This window comes from Pseudomonas ulcerans (assembly GCF_036324125.1).
Classification (GTDB): domain Bacteria; phylum Pseudomonadota; class Gammaproteobacteria; order Pseudomonadales; family Pseudomonadaceae; genus Aquipseudomonas; species Aquipseudomonas ulcerans.
On the sequence record NZ_JAZDQN010000032.1, the window covers coordinates 45,439 to 67,918 of the forward strand.

The window sequence follows — 22,480 nt, forward strand, 5'->3', positions numbered from 1 at the left end:
AAGGTACCGATGACTGCAAGACCACTGGGCACGCTGGCCGTGCTCTGCCTGCTGTTCGCCGCCGTCCTGGCCTGGTTCGTGACCCGCACCCCCGCCTCACCGTTCGCAGGTGAGACGGGCGAGGCGGACGGGCAATTGGTGCAGCGCGGCGAATATGTCGCCCGCCTCGCCGACTGCGTGGCCTGCCACAGCCTGCCGGACGGCCAGCCGTTCGCCGGCGGGCTGAAGATGGACACGCCGCTGGGCGGGATCTTCGCCACCAACATCACCCCGGACCGCGAGCACGGCATCGGCGCCTACAGCCTGGCCGACTTCGACCGCGCCGTGCGCCAGGGCGTGCGGGCGGACGGCGCCCGGCTGTACCCGGCCATGCCCTACCCGTCCTACGCCAAGCTCGGCGATGAGGATGTGCGGGCGCTGTACGCCTTCTTCAGCAAGGGCGTGAAGCCATCGGCGCAGCCGAACGAACCGGGGGAGATTCCCTGGCCGCTGAACCTGCGCTGGCCCATCGCCTTGTGGAACACCTTGTTCAGCACCTCGGCGCCTTATGTCGAACAGGCCGGCAAGGACCCGCTGTGGAACCGTGGCGCCTATATCGTCGAGGGCCCGGGGCATTGCGGCAGTTGTCACACGCCGCGTGGAATCGCGTTCAACGAGAAGGCGCTGGATGGCGGCAAGCCGGCCTACCTTTCCGGTGCCCTGCTGGATGGCTGGTACGCCCCGAGCCTGCGCGCCGACCCGAATACCGGGCTGGGGCGCTGGAGCGAAAGCGAGATCGCGCAGTTCCTCAAGACCGGGCGCAACCAGCATGCGGTGGTGTTCGGCTCGATGACCGAGGCGTTCAACAACTCCACGCAGTTCATGACCGACGAGGACCTGGCGGCGATTGCCCGCTACCTGAAGTCGCTGCCGGGTGATCCGCAGCGGGACGGGCCACCCTGGCAGTACCAGCAAGCGAAGGCCGATGCGCCGGGTGCGCATACCTATGCGGTGCGCTGTGCGTCCTGCCATGGGGCTGACGGGCGCGGGATGCCGGAGTGGATGCCGCCCCTGGCGGGGGCGTCGTCGTCCATGTCGCGGGAAAATGCCTCCAGCATCAACATCACCTTGAACGGCTCGCAGCGGGTGGTTGCCGCCGGGGTGCCGGATGCGTACCGGATGCCGGCGTTTCGCGAGCAGTTGAGCGACCGGGAGATTGCCGAGGTGCTGGGTTTCGTGCGCACTGCCTGGGGTAATCGCGGGGGTGCGGTGGAGGTCGAGGCGGTGAAGGAGCTGCGCGAGAAAACCGATCCGGCGAGTCCGAGCCCGATTGTGCTGCGGATGCGTTGAGCAGTGGGAGTGATGGTGCTGCTGATGGCCTCATCGCTGCGGTGCGGCGGTCCGACAAGCCAGCTCCCACAGGTATGGCGTGTACCGCTGGCCCTGTGGGCCGATTGGGCCATCAGCAACAACACAGGTCGCACTCCCGGACACGTCCGGCAGTCCAACCCTCAATCAACAAGAGGATCGCCAATGGAAAGCATCGACCTCCTGGTCCTGCGCACCCTCCACGACTGGCTCACCAGCGGCCACCGCGCCCTGCTCGCCACCGTGGTGCGCACCTGGGGTTCCTCGCCGCGCCCGGTGGGCTCGATGATGGCCCTGCGCGACGATGGCCGGGTGATCGGCAGTGTCTCCGGCGGCTGCATCGAGGACGACCTGATCCACCGCTACACCAGCGCCTACCAGGGCCCCGGCCTGCCCATGGACACCCCGCGCCTGGTGCGCTACGGCATCGATGCCGCCGAAGCCCACCGCTTCGGCCTGCCCTGCGGCGGCACGCTGGAACTGGTGCTCGAATTCGCCCCGGCGGCAGACAGCCTCGGCGAGTTGCTCCAGCGCCTGGACAACGGTCACCTGGTGCGTCGCCACCTCGACCTCGCCAGCGGCCGGGTCACACTGGAAACCACGAGCTCGCCGGAGCGCTTCAGCTTCGCTCCGGCCGGCATGACCAACACGCTCGGCCCCGGCTATCGCATGCTCCTGATCGGCTCCGGCGCGCTGGCCGAATACCTCGCCACCATGGCCGCGTTCAATGGATTCCGGGTCAGCGTCTGCGACCCGCGTCCGGAGTACATGGACGCCTGGAAAGTGGATGGCGTGGAGCGGCTGGTCGGCATGCCGGACGACGTGGTCCGCGCCTTCGTCCCGGATGTGCGCACCTGCATCATCGCCGTCAGCCACGACCCCAGGCTCGACGACCTGGCCCTGCTCGAAGCCCTGCACAGCCCGGCGTTCTACATCGGCGCCATCGGTTCGCGGCGCAACAGCCAGAGCCGGCGCGAGCGCTTGATCGAGCATTTTGGCGAGACGGAAATGTCGCTGAAGCGGCTGCATGGGCCGATCGGGATCTATATCGGCAGCAAGACGCCGGCGGAGATTGCGGTGAGCGTGATGGCGGAGGTGCTGGCGGTGAAGAACGAGGTGGCATTGCCACGGGAGGTGTCGGTGGTGGGTGCGAAGCAGGAGCTGGAAGGGATGGTGCAGGAGGGGTGAGAGGTCCGCCCCTACGCCTTGCATCGGGAAGGCAAGGTACTAGCCATCTCGCCGGATCAGGAAGAGCCTCCGAGCAGGTCTCCTCCAGTCAGCAATTCATCCATGACAGCCAACAAGCACATCGCAGAGAAGTGTCCTATCAACGCCCACTCCAGCCACTCCAGCCTCCAACGAAGGGAGGTCGGGAAGTTTTCAAAATCCTCACGATCAAGCAGTCCTTTCCTGATGGCAAAAACAGGGAACGTTATCAGGCATGCGGCTGTACCAACGAACCCAAGCCTTTGCCGTGCCCCTGAAACGCAGTAATCAGCAACAAGCCTGGTGTTTCTGAAAGCCTGCTTGATCTCCTCTACCTTGGCGTAACCAAAGTAGAGGGTGATGCCCAGCAGGATGAAGAGATCCAATAGCAACAGAACTCCTGCGTACCGAAGAATAGCCACTGCTATTGCCGACTACTCTCGAAAATCAACTCACCTGCATCTGCGCCATATTTGCTGCCCAGCATGCCTCCAGCCAACGATCCAGCCCCGACAACCACGATTCCGCAGGCGATTGCACCGATACCGAATGTCGGTACGCCCAACGCCACACAAAGCAAGCCCGCGCCACCTTTTGCGAGAGCAGCGCCGACTACCGCGCCACCTGCAACTCCACCCAGCAAGCTTCCCCCCTCGGTGTACTTGACCTTGGTGCAAGCTTGTTCATCGCCTGCGGAGCAGACTTGCTGCACTTTCACATAGGATGCCCCGCCGCCGATTGCCGTACCGACCCAACCACCCGCCTTGACGATTTTCGCCGTCTTGCTTACCTGTCCGATATGCGTCGCATACCCCGGAATCGGGCCCAGCGCACCTGCTTTTTTCCAGTGATGCACTAAGCTGCGAGTCGACAGTCCCAGCGCGGTTTTCAGTTTGCGATGACCGGGAAAGCCGATGGCTTTGCGCGTCAGTGGCGAGAGATTGGTGCTCAGCTCGGCAAACACGCGAGCGCGCTCGGCGCAAAATTGCGACGAATTCAAATTGCCATTGCGATCAAAAGACCTCATATACAGATCCTGGACAGCCTCCATATTGGCTTTCACATTATTCAGATTCCGCGAAAACATCGCTTCATCCCCCCCGACTGCGGCAGCGGTATGGGCAAGAAACGTCGAGATTTCCTCCTGGTGGCGAGCCATGAAATCCGCCTCTTCCTCGGTCAGAAGCTCCAGTGCCTTGTTGACGATTTCTGCGGCCTCCATCAACAGCGCTTCTTCACGGGATGATGCAGGAGCGGTGAGAGGTCCGCTCCTGCACTTTGCATCGGGAAGGGATCAGGTACCGTTGAAGTAATTAGTCAGCTTGGAAATCAGCCATGCGCCCGCCAGCAAAGCCAAGCTACCCAGCATGGCGTAAACAAGCAGAGCCAGCTTTATCCTCTCTGATCGAGGAAGTTTGCCTAAGTCCTCCATGGATACGACGTCACTGAGAGACATGAAACGAGGGTATGTAACGGTCATGGCGATGCTCATCATCAAATGAGCGTTTGCGATAACCCCCCTATCTCGCCAAAGCGCTGCGCGGGCAATCAAGGTCGTGCAGTTCGGCAGGCTGGCAAGGAGTGCGTCAGTCTTTCGATATCCCCAATAAATGGCTGTGAGCACAGAAATAAACAGGGTGCACATAACCAGCATCCAGAAGTAATCAGCCATGACAAGGGCTACCTGGATTTCTGGTAAATGACTTCACCAAGCTGTGCTCCTTTGCTGGCCCCAAACGCTCCGCCGGCATATGCCCCTACTCCAGCAACAACGATTCCACAGACCACCCCGCCTACAACTGCTGTGCCCAAGCCGATTGCTACGCACAACGGGCCAGCGCCTGCCGAAGCAGCGACCCCTCCCCCGGCGCCGCCCACAATCCCGCCAAAAAAGCTGCCAGCCTCGGTGAACATCACTTTTCTACATGCTTCGGCACTTCCTTCGGTGCAGACCTGCTGCACTTTCACATATGAAGCCCCTCCACCGATTGCAGCACCGACCCAGCCACCTGCCTTCAGAATCTTCGCCGTCCTGCTCACTTGCTCGATGTGCGTCGCGTAACCCGGGATCGGGCCCGACGCCCCCGCTTTTTTCCAGTGATGTACCAGGCTGCGGGTAGACAATCCCAGTGCGGTTTTCAGTTTGGGGTGATCGGGAAAGCCGATGGCTTTGCGCGTCAGTGGCGAGAGATTCATGTCCAGATCGGCAAACAGGCGAGCGCGCTCGGCGAAAAACTGCGTCGATTTCAGATGACCATCGCGATCGAAAGACCTCGTGTACAGATCCTGGACGGCGTTCATATTGCCTTTCACATTGTTCAGATTGCGCGAAAACATCGCTTCACCCACTCCCACTGCAGCAGCGGTATGGGCAAGAAACGTCGAGATTTCCTCATGGTGGCGAGCCATGAAGTCCGCCTCTTCCTCGGTCAGAGGCTCCAGTGCCTTGTTGACGATTTCTGCGGCCTCCATCAACAGCGCTTCTTCACGGGTGCAGGTCCGATTTCGCGGGTCGCTGAGGATGATCATGGCGCCGGCCTTGATAGTTCCCTGGCCGGGGTTGAGTGTGCGGAACTTGCTCAGCACTTCCAGCGACGGGCTGTCGAACAGTGCTGCTTCCAGGGCGCTGCGCGACATGCTGTAGGGAACGATGTGGAATCCAGGCTCTACGGCCTGGGTGCTGTCCTGGAACGGAGTACTTGCACCCGGCCTCTGAGCAGGCGAGGTCCGACTTGTCACGCCAGAAACCGAGGCTTGCTGCAATGCAGCCGCTGCCTCTGCATCTCGGGGCCTGGTGCCGGGCCCGTGCTGTCGTGATGTCGGCGTACCGCTGTTCGACTTGTACGGAAAGCTCTGGCAGCCAGGCAGCAGCGTAGCCTGGCAGGGACAGGAACTGGTGCTGTCCAGACTGCCTGCGGCCAGTCCGCCGTTGGTGGGGACCGACGACACGCCACCGACGATCCGGTAGGTCTGTCCGGTAACGCCGCAGGACACACTGTCGCCTTCCCGGGCTTGAGGCATGCCGCCGACGAGGATGCCGGGATTGCCCTCCAGCACCTGTCCGCCACATGAAGTCTTGTCGCCCATGCGAATCACGTAGCCAATCGCCATGTATCTGCTTCCTTGTCTTCTTGTTGAAAGAGTTCCGCCGGGAAGGACATCCCGCGGAGAAGGGGCAGATCCTTGCTGGAATGGACTCATGAGTAAGCAGGGTAATTCTTTCGATTAAGTAGGAATTTTCCTGCGTGACCACCGGAGTAAGCCGCGAACCTTGCACAGTCGGCTATCGATCCCATCAATACCCACCATCGTTGCCATCAAGTTCCCCAAGCCAGGCGGCGCGCAGAAGATAGCGCCATTGCCCACCTCGCCAAGGAACCCATCATGAAAACCGGCATGCTCGCCGCCCTGCTCGCCCTGCTGGCCTCCCTCACCGGCTGCGCCGCCACTGGCACCCCGGCGCAACCCGACGGCCATTTCTACACTGCGACCGAGCTCTCCCACGTGAGCCTGGACCGCGGCCAGCAAGTGGCGGTCCTGCTGGGTCGCAACGCCGCCGCGACCCTGGACTACCTGCAGCGCCATCGCGACCAGGTCGCCGCGGATTCACCGCGCACCACCCCGGTGGCCACCCTCGGCGGCACCCAGGCCTACACCTGGCTGGCCCGCTCGCTGTCCCAGGAATTCGCCGAAGTCACCTTCTACGACGACCTCGACACCTTGCTCGCCGACCGCCCCGACGTGATCGTCCTGCTCGATGCCCAGAGCCAGCTGGCCAATGCCGGCAACGAGGCGATCCAGGCCCGGGTGGTGGCGCGCTTCTTCGACAACCAGCTGACCTATATCGGCCAGGCCCAGGGCAGCGCACGCAAGGACGTCGGCAGTGCCGACCTGCTGCGCCAGCTCGACGAGGAGCCAGAGGTACAGGCCGACGCCCTGCGCCAGTTCGACAAGTCCTTGAAAAACCTGCTGCGGGGCTAGGCTGCCCGGCAAGGCTCAGGCAATATCCTGTTACAGGAACATTTCACCGCTGGGAGCCACCATGTTCACCTTCCCTCGCCTCGCCCTGCTGCTTCTGGTCGTCGGCATGCTGCTGGGCGAAATCGTCCTGGCCAGCATCGGCCTGGTGGGCGTGTGCACCGCCGCCGTGCTTGCCGACATGAGCCAGGACCCGCCGGCGCCGGAGCCGACCACGGCGGACTTCATTGCCTGACCGGGATCAGCCCAGCAGTTTCTCCACCGTCAACGGAAAGTCCCGCAGCCGTCGCCCGGTCGCATGCCGTACCGCATTGGCCACCGCCGCCGCGACGCCGACCACGCCGATTTCGCCCACGCCCTTCGAGCCCAGCTCGTTGACGATAGCGTCCGGCTCGTCGACGAAGATCGCCTCGATGTCACCGATATCGGCATTCACCGGGATGTGATACTCGGCCAGGTTGTGGTTCATGTAGCGTCCCAGGCCGTGATCGACCTGGGTTTCCTCGTGCAGCGCCATTCCCAGCCCCCACACCACCCCGCCGAGGATCTGGCTGCGCGCAGTCTTCGGATTGATCACCCGGCCCGCCGCCACCGCACTGACCACCCGACTGACCCGCAAGGTGCCCAGCGCCTCGTCGATCCGTACCTCGACGAACACTGCCGAATGGGTCGCGCAGGCAAAGCCCTGGCGGCTGGCCGAGGGTTCGGCATCGACCCGCGCATCCATCTCTTCCAGGGGATAGCACTGCGTCCCGACCTGCACCTGCCCGCCACGGATCTCGAAGTCCTCGGCGGCTTCATCGAGCAATTGCGGATAGCGCTCCTTCATCCGCGCCACCAGCTTGCCGCGCAGCAACTGGCAGGCCTGACGCACCGCCGAACCCACCGACGACACGGTGAACGAGCCACCCTGCAACGGTGCCGTCGGCAGGCTGCTGTCGCCGAGCTGGAAGGTCACGTCCGGCAACGCCATGCCGGCGGCATCGGCGGCGATCTGGGTCATCACCGTATAGGTCCCGGTGCCGATATCGGTGGTCGCGCTGCTCACCCACAGATGTCCGTCGGCATCCAGCCGCGCCCGCGCGCTGGCCTTCATCTGCAGCGCCTCCCAGACACCGCCGGCCATGCCCCAGCCGATCAGCTCGCCATGATCGAGCATGCTGCGCGGCCGGGGATCGCGCTGGTGCCAGCCGAAGCGCAGCGCGCCCTGGGCGTAGCACTCCAGCAGCGCCTTGCTCGAATAGGGCTTGCCGAGGTTGCCGTTGCTGTCGGCGAAGTTGAGCCGGCGCAGGTCCAGCGGGTCCAGGCCGAGGCTTTCCGCCAGTTCGTCCATGGCGCACTCCAGGGCGATCACCCCGGACGCGGCACCCGGCGCACGCATGTCCAGCGGCGTGTAGACATCCAGCGGCACCAGGCGATAGGCCGTGGCGACGTTGTCGCAGCGATAGAGCATGCCCGCCCATTCCACCAGGTGCTCGGTGAAGTCCTCGAAGCGCGACGTCTGCGCCGTCGCCGCATGATGGATGGCCTGCAACCGCCCCTCGCGATCCGCACCCAGGCGCAGGCGCTGCAGCGTGCGCGGTCGATAGCCGAAGGTGAACATCTGCTGGCGGGTCAGGGTCACCCGCACGGAACGACGCAGCTTCAGGGCGGCCATCACCGCCAGGGTCAACTGGTACTGCGGGCGCAGCCCGGAACCGAACGCACCGCCGACATAGGCAGCGCAGACCCGCAGTCGCTCCTTGGGCAAGCCGAAGACCTTGTGCAGGAAGTCCTGGCTGTTCTGCGTGCCCTGGGTCTTGTCGTGGATGTGCAGGCTGTCGTCGGCGAGGTAGATCACCGTCGAGGCATGGGGCTCCATGGGGTTGTGGTGCTCGTTGGGGGTGCTGTAGGTGGCATCGACCTGGAAGGGCGAGGCCGCGAAGGCCGTGTCGAAATCCCCCCGTGGCTCGGGCAGCTCCGCCGGCGCGTCGTGGGCCTGGTCGAGGGCGGCGAGCAGGTCGGTCTGGTGCGGTGCCGCCTCGATCTCGATCTGCAACAGCGAACCGGCATGGCGCGCCAGCTCAAGGCTGGTGGCGATCACCAGCGCCAGCGGCTGGCCGCTGTACAGCACGCGGTCGTTGAACAGCGGGCGGAAGGGCTGGCCGTGGGCGGCGTCGGCATCCTCATAGGACTCGTCGTCCCCTGCCATGGGCGGTCGGTTGAGGTGATGCAGCACCGCGATCACTCCGGGCACTGCCAGTGCGGCGTCGCAGTCGATGCGCAGGATGCGTCCACGGGCAACGTTGCTGTTGACCACGCTGCCGTAGAGCAGGCCTTCATCGGCAAACTCGCCGGCATAACGGGCCTTGCCGGTGACCTTGGCCGGCCCGTCGATGCGATCGAGGGCCTGGCCGCTGAGAGGCTTGTTCATGGGTGGTCCTCCCCAGGGGTCGCCTGGCTCAACGCGCGGATGATGGCGTTTTTCGCCAGAGTGATCTTGAAGGCGTTGTGCGCCAGCGGCCGGGCGTTGCCCAGCAAGGCATCGGCGAACGCCGCCCAGGTCTCGCGCCCCGCCGGGCGGCCGCGGGTCGAGCGTTCCAGGGCCGGGTCGCGCCAGGGCTTGTGGGCCACGCCGCCCAGTGCCACGCGCATTTCCAGCACGTTCTGCTGCTCGTCCAGCTCCAGCGCCGCCGCCACCGAGACCAGGGCGAAGGCGTAGGACGCCCGGTCGCGGATCTTCAGGTAGCGGCAATGCTCGCCAAAGCGTGGCGGCGGCAGCTCGATGGCGACGATCAGTTCACCCTCGCCCAGGCAATTGTCCCGCTCCGGCGTCGCGCCCGGCAGGCGATGGAAGTCGGCGAAGGGAATGCTGCGCTCGCCATTTCGTCCGCGCACCTGTACCCGCGCCTCCAGCGCCGCCAGGGCCACGCACAGGTCCGACGGATGCACCGCCACGCAGTGCTCGCTGGCACCAAGGATCGCGTGCTGGCGGCTCAGTCCGTCCCGCGCCGGACAGCCGCTGCCCGGCTGGCGTTTGTTGCAGGGCACGGCGGCGTCGTAGAAGTAATGGCAGCGGGTGCGCTGCAACAGGTTGCCGCCGGTGCTGGCCATATTGCGCAACTGCGGCGAGGCGCCGGCCAAAATCGCCTGGGCCAGCAGGGGGTAGCGGTGTTCGATCTCGGGGTGCCAGGCGAGGTCGGCATTGCTCACCAGGGCGCCGATCAGCAGGCCGCCGCTGGCGCTGGTAGAAACCTCGCGCAGGGGCAACCCGGTGATATCGATCAGTTGGGCCGGACGCTCGACGTTTTCCTTCATCAGGTCCAGCAGGTTGGTGCCGCCGGCGATGAAGCGCGTATGGGGTCCGGCCTGCTGCACGGCGCGTTCGATAGTCGTGGGTTTGCTATAGGCGAACGGCGTCATCGTTGCGACCCTCGCAGTTGTGGCAAAGCCTCTTCGACCGCCGCGACGATATTGCCGTAGGCCCCGCAGCGACACAGGTTGCCGCTCATGCCCTCCTGGATCTGCGCCCGCGAATGCGCCCTGCCCTCGTGCGCCAGGCCGAGTGCCGAACAGATCTGGCCGGGGGTGCAGTAGCCGCACTGGAATGCATCGTGGGTGATAAAGGCCTGTTGCAGCGGATGCAGGCGATCGCCGTCGGCGAGGCCTTCGATGGTGGTCAGGGAATCGCCGTCGCACATGATCGCCAGGGTCAGGCAGGCGTTCACCCGGCGGCCGTTGCGCAGCACGGTGCAGGCGCCGCACTGGCCGTGGTCGCAGCCCTTCTTCGTGCCGGTCAGGTCGAGCTGGTCGCGCAGCAGGTCGAGCAGGGTCAGCCAGGGTGGCACTTTCAGCAGATGGCGCTCGCCGTTGATCTGCAGGTCGATCGCGTACGCGACCGTCGCGGAAGGGACATCGCTCATGACAAAGGCCTCACGGTGGTTATGCTTGTGCTTTTCAGGTGCGACCGGGGGGCGTCAGGATGCGTTCAAAGCAAATGACCGAGGGGTGCGTGGCGCTGGTGCTGGCCGCCGGGCGCGGGCGCCGGTTCGGCAGTGACAAGCGGGTGGCGGTCTTGCCGTCCGGGGAGCGAATGCTGGCGCAGACGTTGGCGCGGGCGTTGGCGGCGTTCCGGGATGTGTGGGTGGTGTTGCGGGTGGAGGATGATCCGGCGGCGCTGGGGGTGGATGAGCGGGTGACGGTGGTGAGGGCTGAGCGGGCCGATGAAGGGATGGGGTTCAGTCTGGCGGCGGGGGTCAAGGCGCTGGAGAGGACCGGATTCGAGGCGGTGGCGGTGATGCTGGGGGATATGCCCTGGGTTGAGGTGGGGACGTTGGAGCGTTTACGCGACCTGGCCGCCAGCGAGCGAATCGTGGTGCCTGAGTTCGAGGGGCAGCGGGGCCATCCGGTGGTATTCGCGCGCACCTATTGGGAGCGGTTGCGCGGCCTGCAGGGGGATCAGGGCGGGAAGCGGGTCATGCAAGAGAATGCGCAGGATTGTCGGGTGGTGAAGGTAGATGACAAGGGGGTGGTGCGCGACCTGGATATGCCTGTTGAGCCAGGGCTTGCTGACGAGTGACCGGCTCCATTCGCGGCGCAAGAATACCTGATTTCAGTGATATCTAAGTGCCATTACCGCATGCAACACTCGCCTCACTTCCGATCCCCGCCATGAAATGCCTTACATCAGGGCAGCGGACGAATGACTTCAGGTTCGATGAAACGGACGGCATGGTGCTGTCCCCACCAGGAGCAGGAAATGAGCAAGCAAGGACTCTCCGTACCCGTCGGCGCCGTACTGCCTTATGCCGGCAACCTCGACAACAACCAGCTCAACGAACTGGGCTGGTCCATCTGTGATGGCACGCAACTGCTGATCAGTTCCTATCCCGCGCTGTTCGCGGCGATCGGCACGTGCAACGGCGGCAATGGCAACCTCAACTTCAACCTGCCGGATTACCGCGGCTACTTCCTGCGCGGAGTCGATCACAGCGGCACCGTCGACAAAGGCGCCAACCAGCGCACCGCTCCTCGTACCGGCGCGGCGACCGGGGCCAATGTCGGCAGCGTGGAAGGCTTTGCCACCGCCGTGCCGAACACGCCGTTCACCGCACTGGTGCCGCACGTGCCAACTGACGACCACAACGCCTACAGCGGAACCAATGCCGACATGCTGGAGCCCGGCAACGGCCAGATATTCTCCTCGACCGCCGGCGGCGATGCCGAAACGCGTCCGGTCAACGCCTACGTCAACTTCATCATCAAGCTCGTGGAAAACGCCGGGCTGCCCACCGGGGCCATCGTCACCTTCACCGGTGCAAGCGCCAACAGCAGTTCGAATCTGCTCAGTTACTTCCTGCACTGCGACGGCAGCGCTCTTCCCCAAGGCCAATGGCCTAGTCTGTTCAAGGCCATCGGCAAGGCCCACGGTGGTAGCGACATTGCCTACAACCTGCCTGACTACCGTGGCCGCTTCCTGCGCGGCGTGGACAGCGGCGCCCAGCGCGACCCCGATGCCGGGACGCGCACGGCGATGGCCGCAGGCGGTGCCACGGGCGACGCGGTCGGTTCGATTCAGGACTGGGCAACGGCGGCACCGGTCAATCCGTTCACCATCTGGGTCAACGTCGGCAATTCGGAAAAGACCTCCGATCATTGCTCCGGGCACGACAACTCCGAATGGAACCAGAATTCGACCACCGTCTCCTTCACCGCCGCAGGTGGTGACAAGGAGACCCGCCCGGTGAACGTTGCTGTCGACCACTACGTGCTGCGAGACATCGATGCGAACACCAGCGACATCTTCCCGATCGGCGCGGTGATCGGTTTCCCCGGCAACATTGCGCCTCCTGCCGCGCAGTGGCTGCCGTGCGACGGGAGCAGTCTCTCCAGCACCGACTACGAAGACCTGTACTTCGCCATCGGCGATGCCAGCGGCGGCAATAACGGCAGCGCCTTCAATCTCCCGGACTACCGTGGCTACTTCATGCGCGGCGCAGACCTGGGCAAGAACCTCGATCCGGATGCCGCTTCGCGCACCGCAGCGGCTCCCGGCGGGGCGATCGGGGCAAACGTAGGCTCACGGCAAGGCGGCGCGACCGGGCGGCCCAGAACCGGCGACATCACCGGCCCGATCGATCACATGCCGACCGACGACGCGGACAACTCTTGCGCCATCTGGTGCAGCTCGGTAGCCGAGTGGGACGGCGCCCAGGCCCCCACGGTGGGCGGCGGTGACGCCGAAACCAGGCCGATCAACGCGAACATCCTGTACTACATCAAGTACGCGGCGACGCCCGCCAGCTGACCGCTGGTGAACCTCGACCCGACCCTGCGGCGCATGCTGCCGCAGGGTCGGGATCGACCGGTCAAGGTGTTGCATAGAGCAACAAAACTGCTCCGATTTCCTGCTTTCTTGTAGGCAATTTCCCAATCATACTTGCGCGCCCTTTCAGTCGTTGCGCTCTTGGGAAACGCTGCCTAATCTCCGCCGGTCGCTGCACATCAGCGATCAGGTTTGGTCACCTGGCAAATCCGTTGCGCACGAGCGCCCTCCGTTTCAACGGGCGCTTTTTTGTGGCTGCTGTTTTATGGCGGCTGTGCGCAGGGCGCTTTCGAGCGCGCCGGGTTTGCCTCGGATCCCGGTTGACCAACCTGTGTACAGTCGCCACCCATCGTTTGGTCACGACGTGGCGAATCCCATCCATTACGAGGAGATTCACCATGGTTAAGCCGGTTCCTGATCCACCCGCCCTACTCTCGACCCTCACCACCGCCCACACCCACTTCGCAGATTGCAACGGCATCCACCCGCCGCTCTTCGCCGTATGTGAAGGCGCCTCGCTGGAAGATGCCCTGGTGCATCTGTCGACATCGCTGAAGTCCGCCTATGAAACCAACTTCCAGGTCTGCGAGTCGGCGGATCTGCGGATGCGCGGCCTGGCCTGGGCGACCCAGCATTCACTGGAAATCGGCCTGGCGCTGCTGGATTCGTTGTTGAAGGGATGTTTGAAGAAAGATGCAGGGGTTGCCGGAGCGGCAATGGACTGAGCGGATGGCAGCCAGCGATCGTAGAACACCGCATGATTCATTGGTTCAGCGGGGACTTGTGGGAGCGGGTTTACCCGCGATGGCGGCAGTGAACTCACTATCGCAATCGCGGGTAAACCCGCTCCTACAGGGCTCGGTGCTTTCCTCAAGACGAAGCGCCGTCAGACATGCCCCGGATTCACCGGCTTGGTCGAGGGCACCTCATACTGCGCCTTCAAATGCCCGTCCTGGTCCAGCAACCACGCATCCAGCACCTGCCGCACCACCGGCCCCGCCACCTTGCCGCCGGCCTCGCCGTTCTCGATCATCACCGCCACCGCAATCCTCGGGCTCTCCGCCGGTGCAAAGCCGACGAACAGCGCATTGTCCCGGTTGCGCTCCGCCGTGCGATTACGGTTGTAGCGCTCGCCCTGGCGAATCGCGACCACCTGCGCCGTGCCACTCTTCCCGGCAATCCGGTACTGCGCGCCCACCGCCGAGGCCCGGGCAATGCCGCGGGGATCATGCAGCACCGCCTGCATCCCGCGATTGACCTGCTCCCAGGCCCCCGGATCACGCAGCTTGATATCCGGCAACGGATGCTCATCCACCGGCGCGGCGTCGCCCACCATCATCGCCAGGTGCGGTCGGTGCCAGACACCCTTGCTGGCGATCAGCGAGGTGGCCTCGGCCAGCTGCAACGGAGTGACCTGCATGTAGCCCTGGCCAATCCCGAGGATCAGCGTCTCGCCCGGGAACCACGGCTGGCGCCGCGTCGCCCGCTTCCACTGCTCGGACGGCATCAGTCCGGGCGCTTCGTCGCTCATGTCCAGCGACACCTTTTGCCCGAGGCCGAAACGACTCAGGTAGTCGTGCATGCGCTCGATGCCCAGGCGGTGGGCGACTTCATAGAAGTAGACGTCGTTGGAGCGCATCAGCCCCGCGTACAGGTCCACCCAGCCATCGCCGCTGCGGTTCCAGTTGCGGTACTTGTGGTCGTAGTTGGGCAGTTGGTAGTAACCAGGGTCGAAAATCCGCGTGCCGGCCGTGATCACGTCGGCATCCAGGCCGGCGATGGCCACCTCGGGCTTGATGGTCGAACCCGGCGCATACAGCCCGCGCAGCACGCGGTTGAACAGCGGGCGGTCGATGGAGTCGCGCAGCGCGGTGTATTCCTTGTAGCTGATGCCGGTGACGAACAGGTTCGGGTCGTAGCCCGGCTCGCTGACCATCGCCAGCACCTCGCCGGTGCGCGGGTCGAGGGCGACGATGGCGCCACGGCGGCCATCCAGGGCCTTTTCCGCAGCGCGCTGGAGGTTGATGTCCAGGCTCAGGGTGATGTCCTTGCCCGCCACCGGGTCGGTGTGGCGCAGCACGCGCATCACCCGGCCCTGGGCGTTGGTCTCGACTTCCTCGAAACCGACATGGCCGTGCAACTGCGCCTCATAGAAGTGCTCCACACCGGTCTTGCCCACCGACTGGGTGCCGCGGTACTCGGTCTGGTCGAGGGTCTTGGCCTCTTTCTCGTTGATCCGCCCGACATAGCCCAGGGAGTGGGCGAACAGCTCGCCGTAGGGATACTCGCGGACGAACTGCGCCTCGACATCCAGCCCCGGCAGCAGGTACTGATTCACCGCAATCTCGGCGATCTGTTCTTCGCTGAGGGCGTACATCAGGGTCACCGGCTCGAAGGGGTGGCGCGAGCGCTTGAGGTCCTTGTCGAAGTCGTGGCGCTGCTCGCTGGACAGGTGCAGGACGTTGCACAGGGTGTCGAGCACCTGCGCGGTATTGCCGGCGCGCTCGCGGGTCAGGGTCAGGTTGAAGCTGGGGCGGTTGTCGGCCAGGACCACGCCGTTGCGGTCGCGGATCTGCCCGCGCTCAGGGGGAATGGGCAGGACGTGGACGCGGTTGTTTTCCGAGATGGTCGAGTTGTAGTCGTACTCGACCACCTGCAGGAAATACAGGCGCGCCACCAGGGCGCAGGCCGCCAGCAGGACCAGCGCACCACAGGCCAGCAGCCGGCGATTGACCAGCCGGCCTTCCTTTTCATGGTCCTTGAGGGGGATCGGGTTGGGCATGCTTGACGCCTCGCGACAAACCCGGGAGACCGGGCAAAGCCGGGCATGGTAGTCAAGGTTGCCGGCTGCCTCAACCCGGACCGCTGAGCGGACGGACAAGGATTGCTTCGCTACCGCGCAGAAATCCTTGTTCGCCACACCGCTGCGCCAGGCCGATAATGCCGGCGACCCTGCGCAGGAAATCGCCATGTCCACCCTGAACGAACACCTCAACGCCAACCTCGACCAACCCGCGTTCATGCACGGCTCCACCCTGCCCTGGCTGGCCAGTCCGCTACCTGGCGTCGAGCGGCGTCCGCTGTATCGCCTGGGCGGCGAGCAGGCGCGGGCGACGTCGCTGGTGCGCTATGCGCCGGGGAGTCGGTTCAGTCCGCACCGGCATGGGCTCGGGGAAGAGTTCGTGGTGCTGGAGGGGGTGTTCGAGGATGAGCACGGGCACTATCCGGCCGGAAGCTATGTACGCAATCCGCCGGGCAGCGAGCATGCGCCGGGGTCGGCGGAGGGGTGCATGATCTTCGTGCGCTTGCGCCAGTTTCATCCGCTGGATGAGCAGCAGGAGGTACGGGAGATACCGGCTGGTGGCGATGCGTTGCTCTTCGAGAATGCCTTCGAGCGGGTCTGGGTCAGGGATTTCCAGCCAGGCGCGCCGGTGCGGATCGGCAATGCACGGGGCCTGGAAGTGCTGGGCCTTGCGGGAGAACTGGAAGGGGCCGGGTTCAGGCTGGTGCCTCTGGACTGGATGCGCTTGCCGGCCGGGCAGGATCTGCTGGGGCGGGCCGGAGCCGAGGGCGCACGGGTCTGGGTAAAGGATGCAGCGCTGGACCTCGGTATTCCAGGCCACTGAAACTTGTACATGAAACTTGTACAGCCAAACTTCTTGTAGAACTTTTCCTACAACCTTCGGGTCGGACCAGACAGGCTATGAAACCTGGAAAGCTCGATGACCGATACGACCCTGCGCATTGCTGCGATCGGCCCCGGCCACATAACCCTCCCATCCACCTTTCACCGTTTCGACCACCTCGACGCGCTGTTCACCGAGGCACCGTTCGATGTGCTGGTGCTCGCCGCCGACCCCGAGCAGGACGCCGAAAATGCCCGGCGCTTGCGCCGCCATCCGGCCTACGCGCTGAGGCTGATCTACTGCATCGGCGACCACCCGCTGAGCGAAGCGCTGACCGACGGCCCCTTACCCGCCAATCCCGCGCAGGCATTCGAGCAATGGCGCGAACGCCTGGCCCTGTTCAACCGCGGCCGCGCGCCGGAAGGCCCGGAAGCCCACCTGCTCGCCTACCTCTGGCTACGCGCCCCCGGCAAGCTCAAGGCCCTGCGCGCCCCGCAATCCCCGGCGCTCTACCACTACCCGCTGATCGATGCCCTGGGCGACGACCAGCTCAACGGCCATGCCCTGGTGCAGAGCCTGGTGCAGCGCAACCTGCTGGACAGCAGCGTGCTGGTGGACCGCATCCGCCTGTGCCGCAGTTGCGGCAGCGGGCACCTGAACTACGTCGATGTGTGCGTGGAATGCAGCTCGCTGGAGATCGTCCGCGAACCCTCCCTGCACTGCTTCACCTGCGGCCATGTCGGCGCCCAGGCCGAGTACCTCAAGGACGGTTTGCTGGTCTGCCCCAACTGCCTGACCCGCCTGCGCCATATCGGCACCGACTACGACCGGCCGCTGGAAAACTACAAGTGCAAGGCCTGCGCGGCGTTCTTCGTCGATGCGGATATCCAGGCGCGCTGCCTGGACTGCGGCGAACAGCACAAGCCTGATGAACTGCTGGTGCGCCAGGTGCATGACCATCATCTGTCCGAGACCGGCCTGCTCACTGCGCGGCAAGGCCTGGAGCGGGATTTCGACCAGTATTTCGGCGGCCTGTCGCTGGTCGGGGTGAATGCCTTCAAGACCCTGCTCGACTGGCAGCTGGAACTGATCGCCCGGCACAGCGCACCGACCTTCGCCCTGCTCGGCGTGCGCTTCAAGAACCTCGGCACGGCCCTGGCACGCCTCGGGCCGCAGCGCGGCCATGCGCTGCTGGACACCCTGATCGAACGCATCCAGGTGGCCATCCGCGATACCGACCGCTGCACCCGCACCAGCGAGGAACAGCTCTGGCTGCTGCTGATGTGCACCGACCAGGTCGGCCTGCAGCGGGTCACCGAACGCCTCAACCAGATCAGCGAGCTGTTCGTCGGCCAGGACCTGCAGGACATCGTGCTGACCACCAGCGGCTGCGTGGCCCCGGCCGACCTGGTGGAGAAGGAAGACGCCGAGTTGCTGATGGCGCGCCTGGCGGGGGCTCTCTGATGGATGCCCTGCTCGCCCACTTCGACGCCTGGCTCGCCGAGATCCAGGGACCGGACGGCCACTGGCGGCTGTTCCTGATGGTGTTTCCGTACTTCCTGCTGCTGGAGGTGCCGCTGAACCTGCTGGTGCTGCTTGGCACCCTGCGCTGGTTCGTGCGCGAACACGTCGCGGTGCCGCGCCAAGAGGCCTGGTACCCGCGGGTGTCGTGCATCATCACCTGCTACAGCGAGGGCAAGGATGTCGAGCTGACCCTGCGCAGCCTCGCCGAGCAGACCTACCCGGGGATGATCGAGATCATTCCGATCGTCGACGGTGCCGCGGCCAACCAGGTGACCACCGAGGTGGTGCGGCGCTTCAAGGCCGAACAGCGGCTGCCCGGCAACCGCGTGTTGCGGCCCATCGCCAAGTGGCAGCGTGGCGGCCGGGTATCTTCGCTGAACAGCGGCCTGGCCTTCAGCAGCGGTGAGATCCTGATCAACGTCGACGGCGATACCTCCTTCGACAACGACATGGTGGTGCGCATGGTCCGCCATTTCCGCGATCCGGCCGTGCCGGCGGTGGCCGGCAGCCTGCGGGTGCGCAATGCCCGGCAGTCGTGGGTGGCGCGGGTGCAGGCGCTGGAATACCTGCTGTCGATCCAGATGTGCAAGATCGGCCTGGCGGAGTGGAACCTGGTCAACAACGTGTCCGGTGCCTTCGGCGCGTTCCGGCGCAGCTTCCTCGAACAGATCGGCGGCTGGGACACCCACACCGCCGAAGACCTCGACCTCACCCTGCGCATCAAGAGCTACTTCCGCCGCTACCGCCTGCGCATTCCCTTCGAGCCCCGCGCCATCGGCCATACCGACGCGCCGGCGACCCTGCGCGGCTTCCTCGACCAGCGCCTGCGCTGGGATGGCGACCTGCTCTTCGTCTACCTGCGCAAGCACCGCCACGCCTTCAACCCGGGCCTGCTGGGCTGGCCGAACTTTCTCATGCTGCTGGTCAGCGGGCTGTTCTTCCAGCTGGTGCTGCCGTTCATCATCCTCGGCTACAGCCTGGTGGCGCTGTTCATCCTGCCGCCCATGGCGTTCCTGTTCTATTCGCTGCTGATCTACACGCTGTACCTGGCGCTGAGCGGCCTGCTGTACCTGGGGCTGTTGCTGATGGTCAGCGAACGGCCAAGGGAAGACCTGCGCCTGACCTGGGTCCTGCCCTTCTACCCCTTGGCGATGTACGCCCTGCGTTGCTGGAGCGTGGTCGCCATTCTCAACGAAACCCTGCGGCGCGGGCACGAGGAATCGAGCATGGCGCCCTGGTGGGTACTCAAGCGGGCCAACCGTTTCTAAGGCAGATCGATGATTGCTAAAACAGCATACCGCCTGCTGGCGGCGGCCTTGTGCGCCCCGCTGCTGGCCAATGCCGCCCCCCTGACCCTCGACCAGGCCCTGCAGATGGCCGGCGACGGCCATGGCAGCGCGGCCAGCAATGCCCGGCTCCAGGCGCGTTATGCCGCGAAGGAGCAACGTGAAAGCGAAAGCGGTTGGGAGGTGTTCGGCAACGCCAATGTCGGGCGTTACCACGAACTGGTCACCGACGATGTGCGCGATGACTACTACGGGCGCAACGCTGCCATCGGCGTGCGCTATCCGTTGCTGGGCAGCCTGGCACGGCGCATGGACGCGGTGCGGGCCAGCGAGCGGGATATCCGCGTCAGCGAGATCGAGGTCGGTTACCAGCGCGCCCGCCAGCGCCTGGCGGTGCGCAGCGCCTACGCCGACTGGTGGCGCGCGACCCAGGAACAGCGCCTGTGCGAGGACGCGCAGGCCACCGCCCGCACGGCCGAGCAACACCTGCGCGAGCGTCTGGACGGCAAGTGGATCCTGCCCTCCGATGCGCGCCTGATGCGCAGCGAATGGACCGCCGTGACCCGCCGCTGCGACCTGCAAGCGGACCTGCTGGCGGATGTGCGCGAGAGCCTGCGCAGCCTCGGGGTCAGGGTCGATGCCGACAGCACGCCGGCGGCCATCCCCCTGGCCGGCCACCCACGACCGCTGGAATCCTGGCGTGCGCTGCTCGACAGCAACCCGCGCATGGCCCGCCGCGACGCCGAGCTGGCCCTGGCCGAGCAGGGACGCAAGCGGCCGTGGTACAGCGCCATCGAGTCGTCGTTCAACGTCGCGCAGACGGTCGAGCAGCGCAGTGGCGCCGGCGAGAACGGCAGCGGTCTGAGCGCCGGGGTGACCTTCAGCGCACCGCTGGACCTGCTCGACTACGGCTCGGCGCGCAACCGCGAAGGCGAGGCGCGCTACCAGGAAGCCGTGCGCGCCCGCGAGCAGGAACAGGGCACGCTGGTGCGCGAGCTGGGCAAGGTGCTGGAACAACAGCGACGCAACGCCAATGAGTACGTCTGGCGCAGCGAACGCCGCGAGGCGGTGGACCGTATCGTCGCCGAGCGCCGCCAGCGCACCGGGCTGGATGCCGGGGAAGCCAGCCTGCGCTTGATGCAGGCCGAGGTCGACCACTACAACGCCGGCTTCGCGCAGATTTCCGCGTGGCATGCCGCCTGGCTGCAGGATGCGGCGCTGCGCCTGTTCGGCGATGACAGTGCCGAGTTCGAAGCGCTGCTGGGCAGCGAGTGGCTGCGCTGGCAGGCGCAGGACACGGGCGCACCGGCGCAGGCGCTGAACTGGCGCCAGGGCGTGTATATCTGGGACAGCCAGGCGCTGCTCGATCCCCGTCGGCGCGGCGCGGAGTTGCGCGCGCTGCGCGAGGCAGGGATCGGCGTGCTGAATGTCGGCCTCGATGCGCGCCAGGTCGCCGACCGTGAGCGCACCCGCTCCGCGTTGAGCGAGCTGCTGCGCGAGGCCCATGCCCAGGGCCTGCAGGTCAACCTGCTGCTGGGCGATCCGGCGTGGATCAAGCCGCGCGGGCGCGGGCAACTGACCGAACTGATCCAGCAGTTCAGCGCCCTGCCCTTCGACGGCCTGCATCTGGACCTGGAAGTCGAGCAACTGGGCTGGCCGGTGCCCGACCAGCGCCTGCGCGACTGGCTCGACACCCTGCGCGCGGCCAAGGCGGCCAGTCCGTGGCCGCTGCGCCTGTCGAGCCACCCGCGCTGGTTCGCCGAGCAAGCCCGACGCACGCCGTGCGTGCCCTGCGAACTGGAGCACCTGGGGGTCGGCGATATCAGCCTGATGATCTACACCCGCAACCCCGAGACCGCTGCCAGCCGGATCAAGGCCATCGCCCGCCAATGGCCGGCGCTGCACCTGCGCCTGGCGCAAAGCGTGGAAGCCGATCAACCCGCGGACCTCAGCTGGGCCGACGCCGGCCACGGCCAGTTCCGCGCACAGACCACCCAGTGGCAACAGGCGCTGCTGCCCGCCGGCATCAGCGGTATCGACTGGCAATCCTGGACCGACTACCCGAGAAGCCGATGAAAATCCGATTCAGCAGTCCCAAGGAACACCAACCCACCCAGGACAACGGCATGCAGGTGCTCTACGCGCCGGGCAAGCGCCTGGCGTTCAAGCTGCGCTGGTACCTGATCCTGTTTCTGATCCTGCTCCCGGTGTTATGGCTGGCGGGCCGCTACGGCCTGGCGCTGATGCGCATCGAGGCCCCCGCACTGGTGCGCCTGCCGACGCTGGAAGTGCGGGCGATGCAGCCGGGGGAAATCCGCGCGCTGCATGTGCAGGCCGGTGACCACGTGCAGGCCGGCATGCCCCTGGCAGACCTGGACAATCCGGAGTGGCGCTTGCGCCTGAGCCTGTTGCAGGCCGGCAACGCACCCGCCGCACCCGCCTCGGTTAGCGAGAGCAATCGTGCGGCGCTGCAGAGCCTGGTGGACCGGGCGGCGCGGCAGGTTGCCGAGGTCGGGCAGCTGGTCCGCCAGGGCGCGGCAACCCGCGGCGAACTGCTGCAGGCACAGAACGCCCTGGACAGCCGCAAGGTCGAATTGCTCGCCTTCGAACGCAGCCTGGTGGGCGGTGCCGACAGCACCTATGCGCAGCAACAGCAGCGCGAGGGGCAATGGCTCAAGGAGCAACTGGCGCGGATGGATGTGCAGGCCAGCGAAGCCGGGCGAGTGGCGGAAGTGATCGCGGCGCCCGGGGAGAATGTCGGGCCGGGGACCTTGCTCATGCGTCTGGAACGCGAAGGACCGGCGCAGTTGTGGGTATACCTGGATCCGAAGGATGTGGAGCACTCGACGCCGGGGTCGCAACTGGATGTGCGCCTGCCCAATGGCGAGTGGGTGGGGGCCGAGGTGATCAGCCCTGCGGAGACCGCCAACCCGTTGCCCAGCGACCTGCGCAAGCCGTTCAGCAGCCCGACCCGCGGCTTGATGGTGCCGGCACGGTTCAACGAGCCGCTGGCCAGTGAGTGGCGGATCGATTCGTTGCCGGTGCGGGTGCGGTTTCCGCATCAGCATTTCAAGGTGTTTGGCTGGGTGATCTGATCGAGGACCTCTTTGCGGGCACTTGTAGGAGCGGGTTTACCCGCGATTACGATGGTGGCATCACCGACGCAATCGCGGGTAAACCCGCTCCTACAGGGTCCGCGTCCAGCGCGG

Annotated in this window: 20 protein-coding genes; 12 read left to right on the top strand and 8 right to left on the bottom strand. The window is 65.5% G+C overall.

Annotated elements, in window-relative coordinates:
• The first annotated feature begins 9 nt into the window (after nucleotides 1–9).
• Nucleotides 10–1,329 carry a c-type cytochrome gene (locus tag V0R59_RS23400; protein WP_330075477.1) on the top strand — a complete coding sequence of 440 codons (1,320 nt, stop codon included), beginning with the start codon at nucleotides 10–12 and terminating at the stop codon, nucleotides 1,327–1,329.
• A 183-nt stretch (nucleotides 1,330–1,512) separates the two neighbouring features.
• Nucleotides 1,513–2,535 (top strand): XdhC family protein, encoded by a 1,023-nt coding sequence (locus tag V0R59_RS23405; protein WP_330075478.1) that lies wholly within the window; start codon nucleotides 1,513–1,515, stop codon nucleotides 2,533–2,535.
• A gap of 56 nt (nucleotides 2,536–2,591) precedes the next feature.
• Here V0R59_RS23405 and V0R59_RS23410 read toward each other — a convergent pair whose 3' ends face one another.
• From V0R59_RS23410 to V0R59_RS23425, 4 genes are all read right to left on the bottom strand, one after another.
• Entirely contained in the window at nucleotides 2,592–2,939 is a 348-nt protein-coding gene (locus V0R59_RS23410) for a hypothetical protein (protein WP_330075479.1), read from the bottom strand.
• 38 nt (nucleotides 2,940–2,977) lie between these two features.
• Nucleotides 2,978–3,775, bottom strand: coding sequence for a hypothetical protein (locus tag V0R59_RS23415; RefSeq protein ID WP_330075480.1), 798 nt, complete (start codon nucleotides 3,773–3,775; stop codon nucleotides 2,978–2,980).
• Nucleotides 3,776–3,847: 72 nt separating this feature from the next.
• A complete protein-coding gene (locus V0R59_RS23420; protein WP_330075481.1) occupies nucleotides 3,848–4,225 on the bottom strand; it encodes a hypothetical protein in 378 nt (125 codons plus the stop codon).
• Nucleotides 4,226–4,233: 8 nt separating this feature from the next.
• Nucleotides 4,234–5,664: a PAAR domain-containing protein gene (locus V0R59_RS23425; RefSeq protein WP_330075482.1), complete on the bottom strand. Its 1,431-nt coding sequence runs from the start codon at nucleotides 5,662–5,664 to the stop codon at nucleotides 4,234–4,236.
• 273 nt (nucleotides 5,665–5,937) lie between these two features.
• Between V0R59_RS23425 and V0R59_RS23430 the strand changes: the two genes are divergently transcribed.
• Nucleotides 5,938–6,534, top strand: coding sequence for a hypothetical protein (locus V0R59_RS23430; RefSeq protein WP_330075483.1), 597 nt, complete (start codon nucleotides 5,938–5,940; stop codon nucleotides 6,532–6,534).
• Nucleotides 6,535–6,595: 61 nt separating this feature from the next.
• Nucleotides 6,596–6,766 carry a hypothetical protein gene (locus V0R59_RS23435; RefSeq protein ID WP_330075484.1) on the top strand — a complete coding sequence of 57 codons (171 nt, stop codon included), beginning with the start codon at nucleotides 6,596–6,598 and terminating at the stop codon, nucleotides 6,764–6,766.
• A gap of 6 nt (nucleotides 6,767–6,772) precedes the next feature.
• On the opposite strand, the gene V0R59_RS23440 is transcribed toward V0R59_RS23435, so the two are convergent.
• The 3 genes from V0R59_RS23440 to V0R59_RS23450 are packed head-to-tail and all read right to left on the bottom strand — an operon-like array spanning nucleotide 6,773 to nucleotide 10,433.
• The gene (locus V0R59_RS23440) at nucleotides 6,773–8,944 is read right to left on the bottom strand and encodes a xanthine dehydrogenase family protein molybdopterin-binding subunit (RefSeq protein WP_330075485.1); all 2,172 of its coding nucleotides are present in this window, start codon (nucleotides 8,942–8,944) and stop codon (nucleotides 6,773–6,775) included.
• Nucleotides 8,941–9,933 carry an FAD binding domain-containing protein gene (locus tag V0R59_RS23445; RefSeq protein ID WP_330075486.1) on the bottom strand — a complete coding sequence of 331 codons (993 nt, stop codon included), beginning with the start codon at nucleotides 9,931–9,933 and terminating at the stop codon, nucleotides 8,941–8,943. The genes V0R59_RS23440 and V0R59_RS23445 overlap by 4 nt, the downstream gene beginning before the upstream one ends.
• Complete coding sequence (locus V0R59_RS23450; protein WP_330075487.1) at nucleotides 9,930–10,433, bottom strand: (2Fe-2S)-binding protein; 504 nt, start codon at nucleotides 10,431–10,433, stop codon at nucleotides 9,930–9,932. The genes V0R59_RS23445 and V0R59_RS23450 overlap by 4 nt, the downstream gene beginning before the upstream one ends.
• Nucleotides 10,434–10,522: 89 nt before the next feature.
• Between V0R59_RS23450 and V0R59_RS23455 the strand changes: the two genes are divergently transcribed.
• The 3 genes from V0R59_RS23455 (at nucleotide 10,523) to V0R59_RS23465 (ending at nucleotide 13,560) form a co-directional block, all read left to right on the top strand.
• The gene (locus tag V0R59_RS23455; RefSeq protein WP_330075488.1) at nucleotides 10,523–11,089 is read left to right on the top strand and encodes a nucleotidyltransferase family protein; all 567 of its coding nucleotides are present in this window, start codon (nucleotides 10,523–10,525) and stop codon (nucleotides 11,087–11,089) included.
• 180 nt (nucleotides 11,090–11,269) lie between these two features.
• Nucleotides 11,270–12,817, top strand: coding sequence for a phage tail protein (locus V0R59_RS23460; protein ID WP_330075489.1), 1,548 nt, complete (start codon nucleotides 11,270–11,272; stop codon nucleotides 12,815–12,817).
• 416 nt (nucleotides 12,818–13,233) lie between these two features.
• The gene (locus V0R59_RS23465; protein ID WP_330075490.1) at nucleotides 13,234–13,560 is read left to right on the top strand and encodes a hypothetical protein; all 327 of its coding nucleotides are present in this window, start codon (nucleotides 13,234–13,236) and stop codon (nucleotides 13,558–13,560) included.
• A gap of 161 nt (nucleotides 13,561–13,721) precedes the next feature.
• Here the strand turns inward: V0R59_RS23465 and mrdA are convergent, their stop codons facing one another.
• A complete protein-coding gene (mrdA, locus tag V0R59_RS23470) occupies nucleotides 13,722–15,617 on the bottom strand; it encodes a penicillin-binding protein 2 (RefSeq protein WP_330075491.1) in 1,896 nt (631 codons plus the stop codon).
• 187 nt (nucleotides 15,618–15,804) lie between these two features.
• Between mrdA and V0R59_RS23475 the strand changes: the two genes are divergently transcribed.
• The 5 genes from V0R59_RS23475 to V0R59_RS23495 all read left to right on the top strand — a co-directional run bounded on the left by V0R59_RS23475 (nucleotide 15,805) and on the right by V0R59_RS23495 (nucleotide 22,366).
• Nucleotides 15,805–16,461, top strand: coding sequence for a cupin domain-containing protein (locus V0R59_RS23475; RefSeq protein WP_330075492.1), 657 nt, complete (start codon nucleotides 15,805–15,807; stop codon nucleotides 16,459–16,461).
• 96 nt (nucleotides 16,462–16,557) lie between these two features.
• Nucleotides 16,558–17,925 carry a TackOD1 domain-containing metal-binding protein gene (locus tag V0R59_RS23480; RefSeq protein WP_330075493.1) on the top strand — a complete coding sequence of 456 codons (1,368 nt, stop codon included), beginning with the start codon at nucleotides 16,558–16,560 and terminating at the stop codon, nucleotides 17,923–17,925.
• Nucleotides 17,925–19,253, top strand: coding sequence for a glycosyltransferase family 2 protein (locus tag V0R59_RS23485; RefSeq protein ID WP_330075494.1), 1,329 nt, complete (start codon nucleotides 17,925–17,927; stop codon nucleotides 19,251–19,253). Before V0R59_RS23480 ends, V0R59_RS23485 begins: the two co-directional genes overlap by 1 nt.
• Before the next feature lie 9 nt (nucleotides 19,254–19,262).
• The gene (locus V0R59_RS23490; protein WP_330075495.1) at nucleotides 19,263–21,347 is read left to right on the top strand and encodes a hypothetical protein; all 2,085 of its coding nucleotides are present in this window, start codon (nucleotides 19,263–19,265) and stop codon (nucleotides 21,345–21,347) included.
• Complete coding sequence (locus V0R59_RS23495; protein ID WP_330075496.1) at nucleotides 21,344–22,366, top strand: HlyD family secretion protein; 1,023 nt, start codon at nucleotides 21,344–21,346, stop codon at nucleotides 22,364–22,366. The genes V0R59_RS23490 and V0R59_RS23495 overlap by 4 nt, the downstream gene beginning before the upstream one ends.
• Nucleotides 22,367–22,480: the final 114 nt, after the last annotated feature.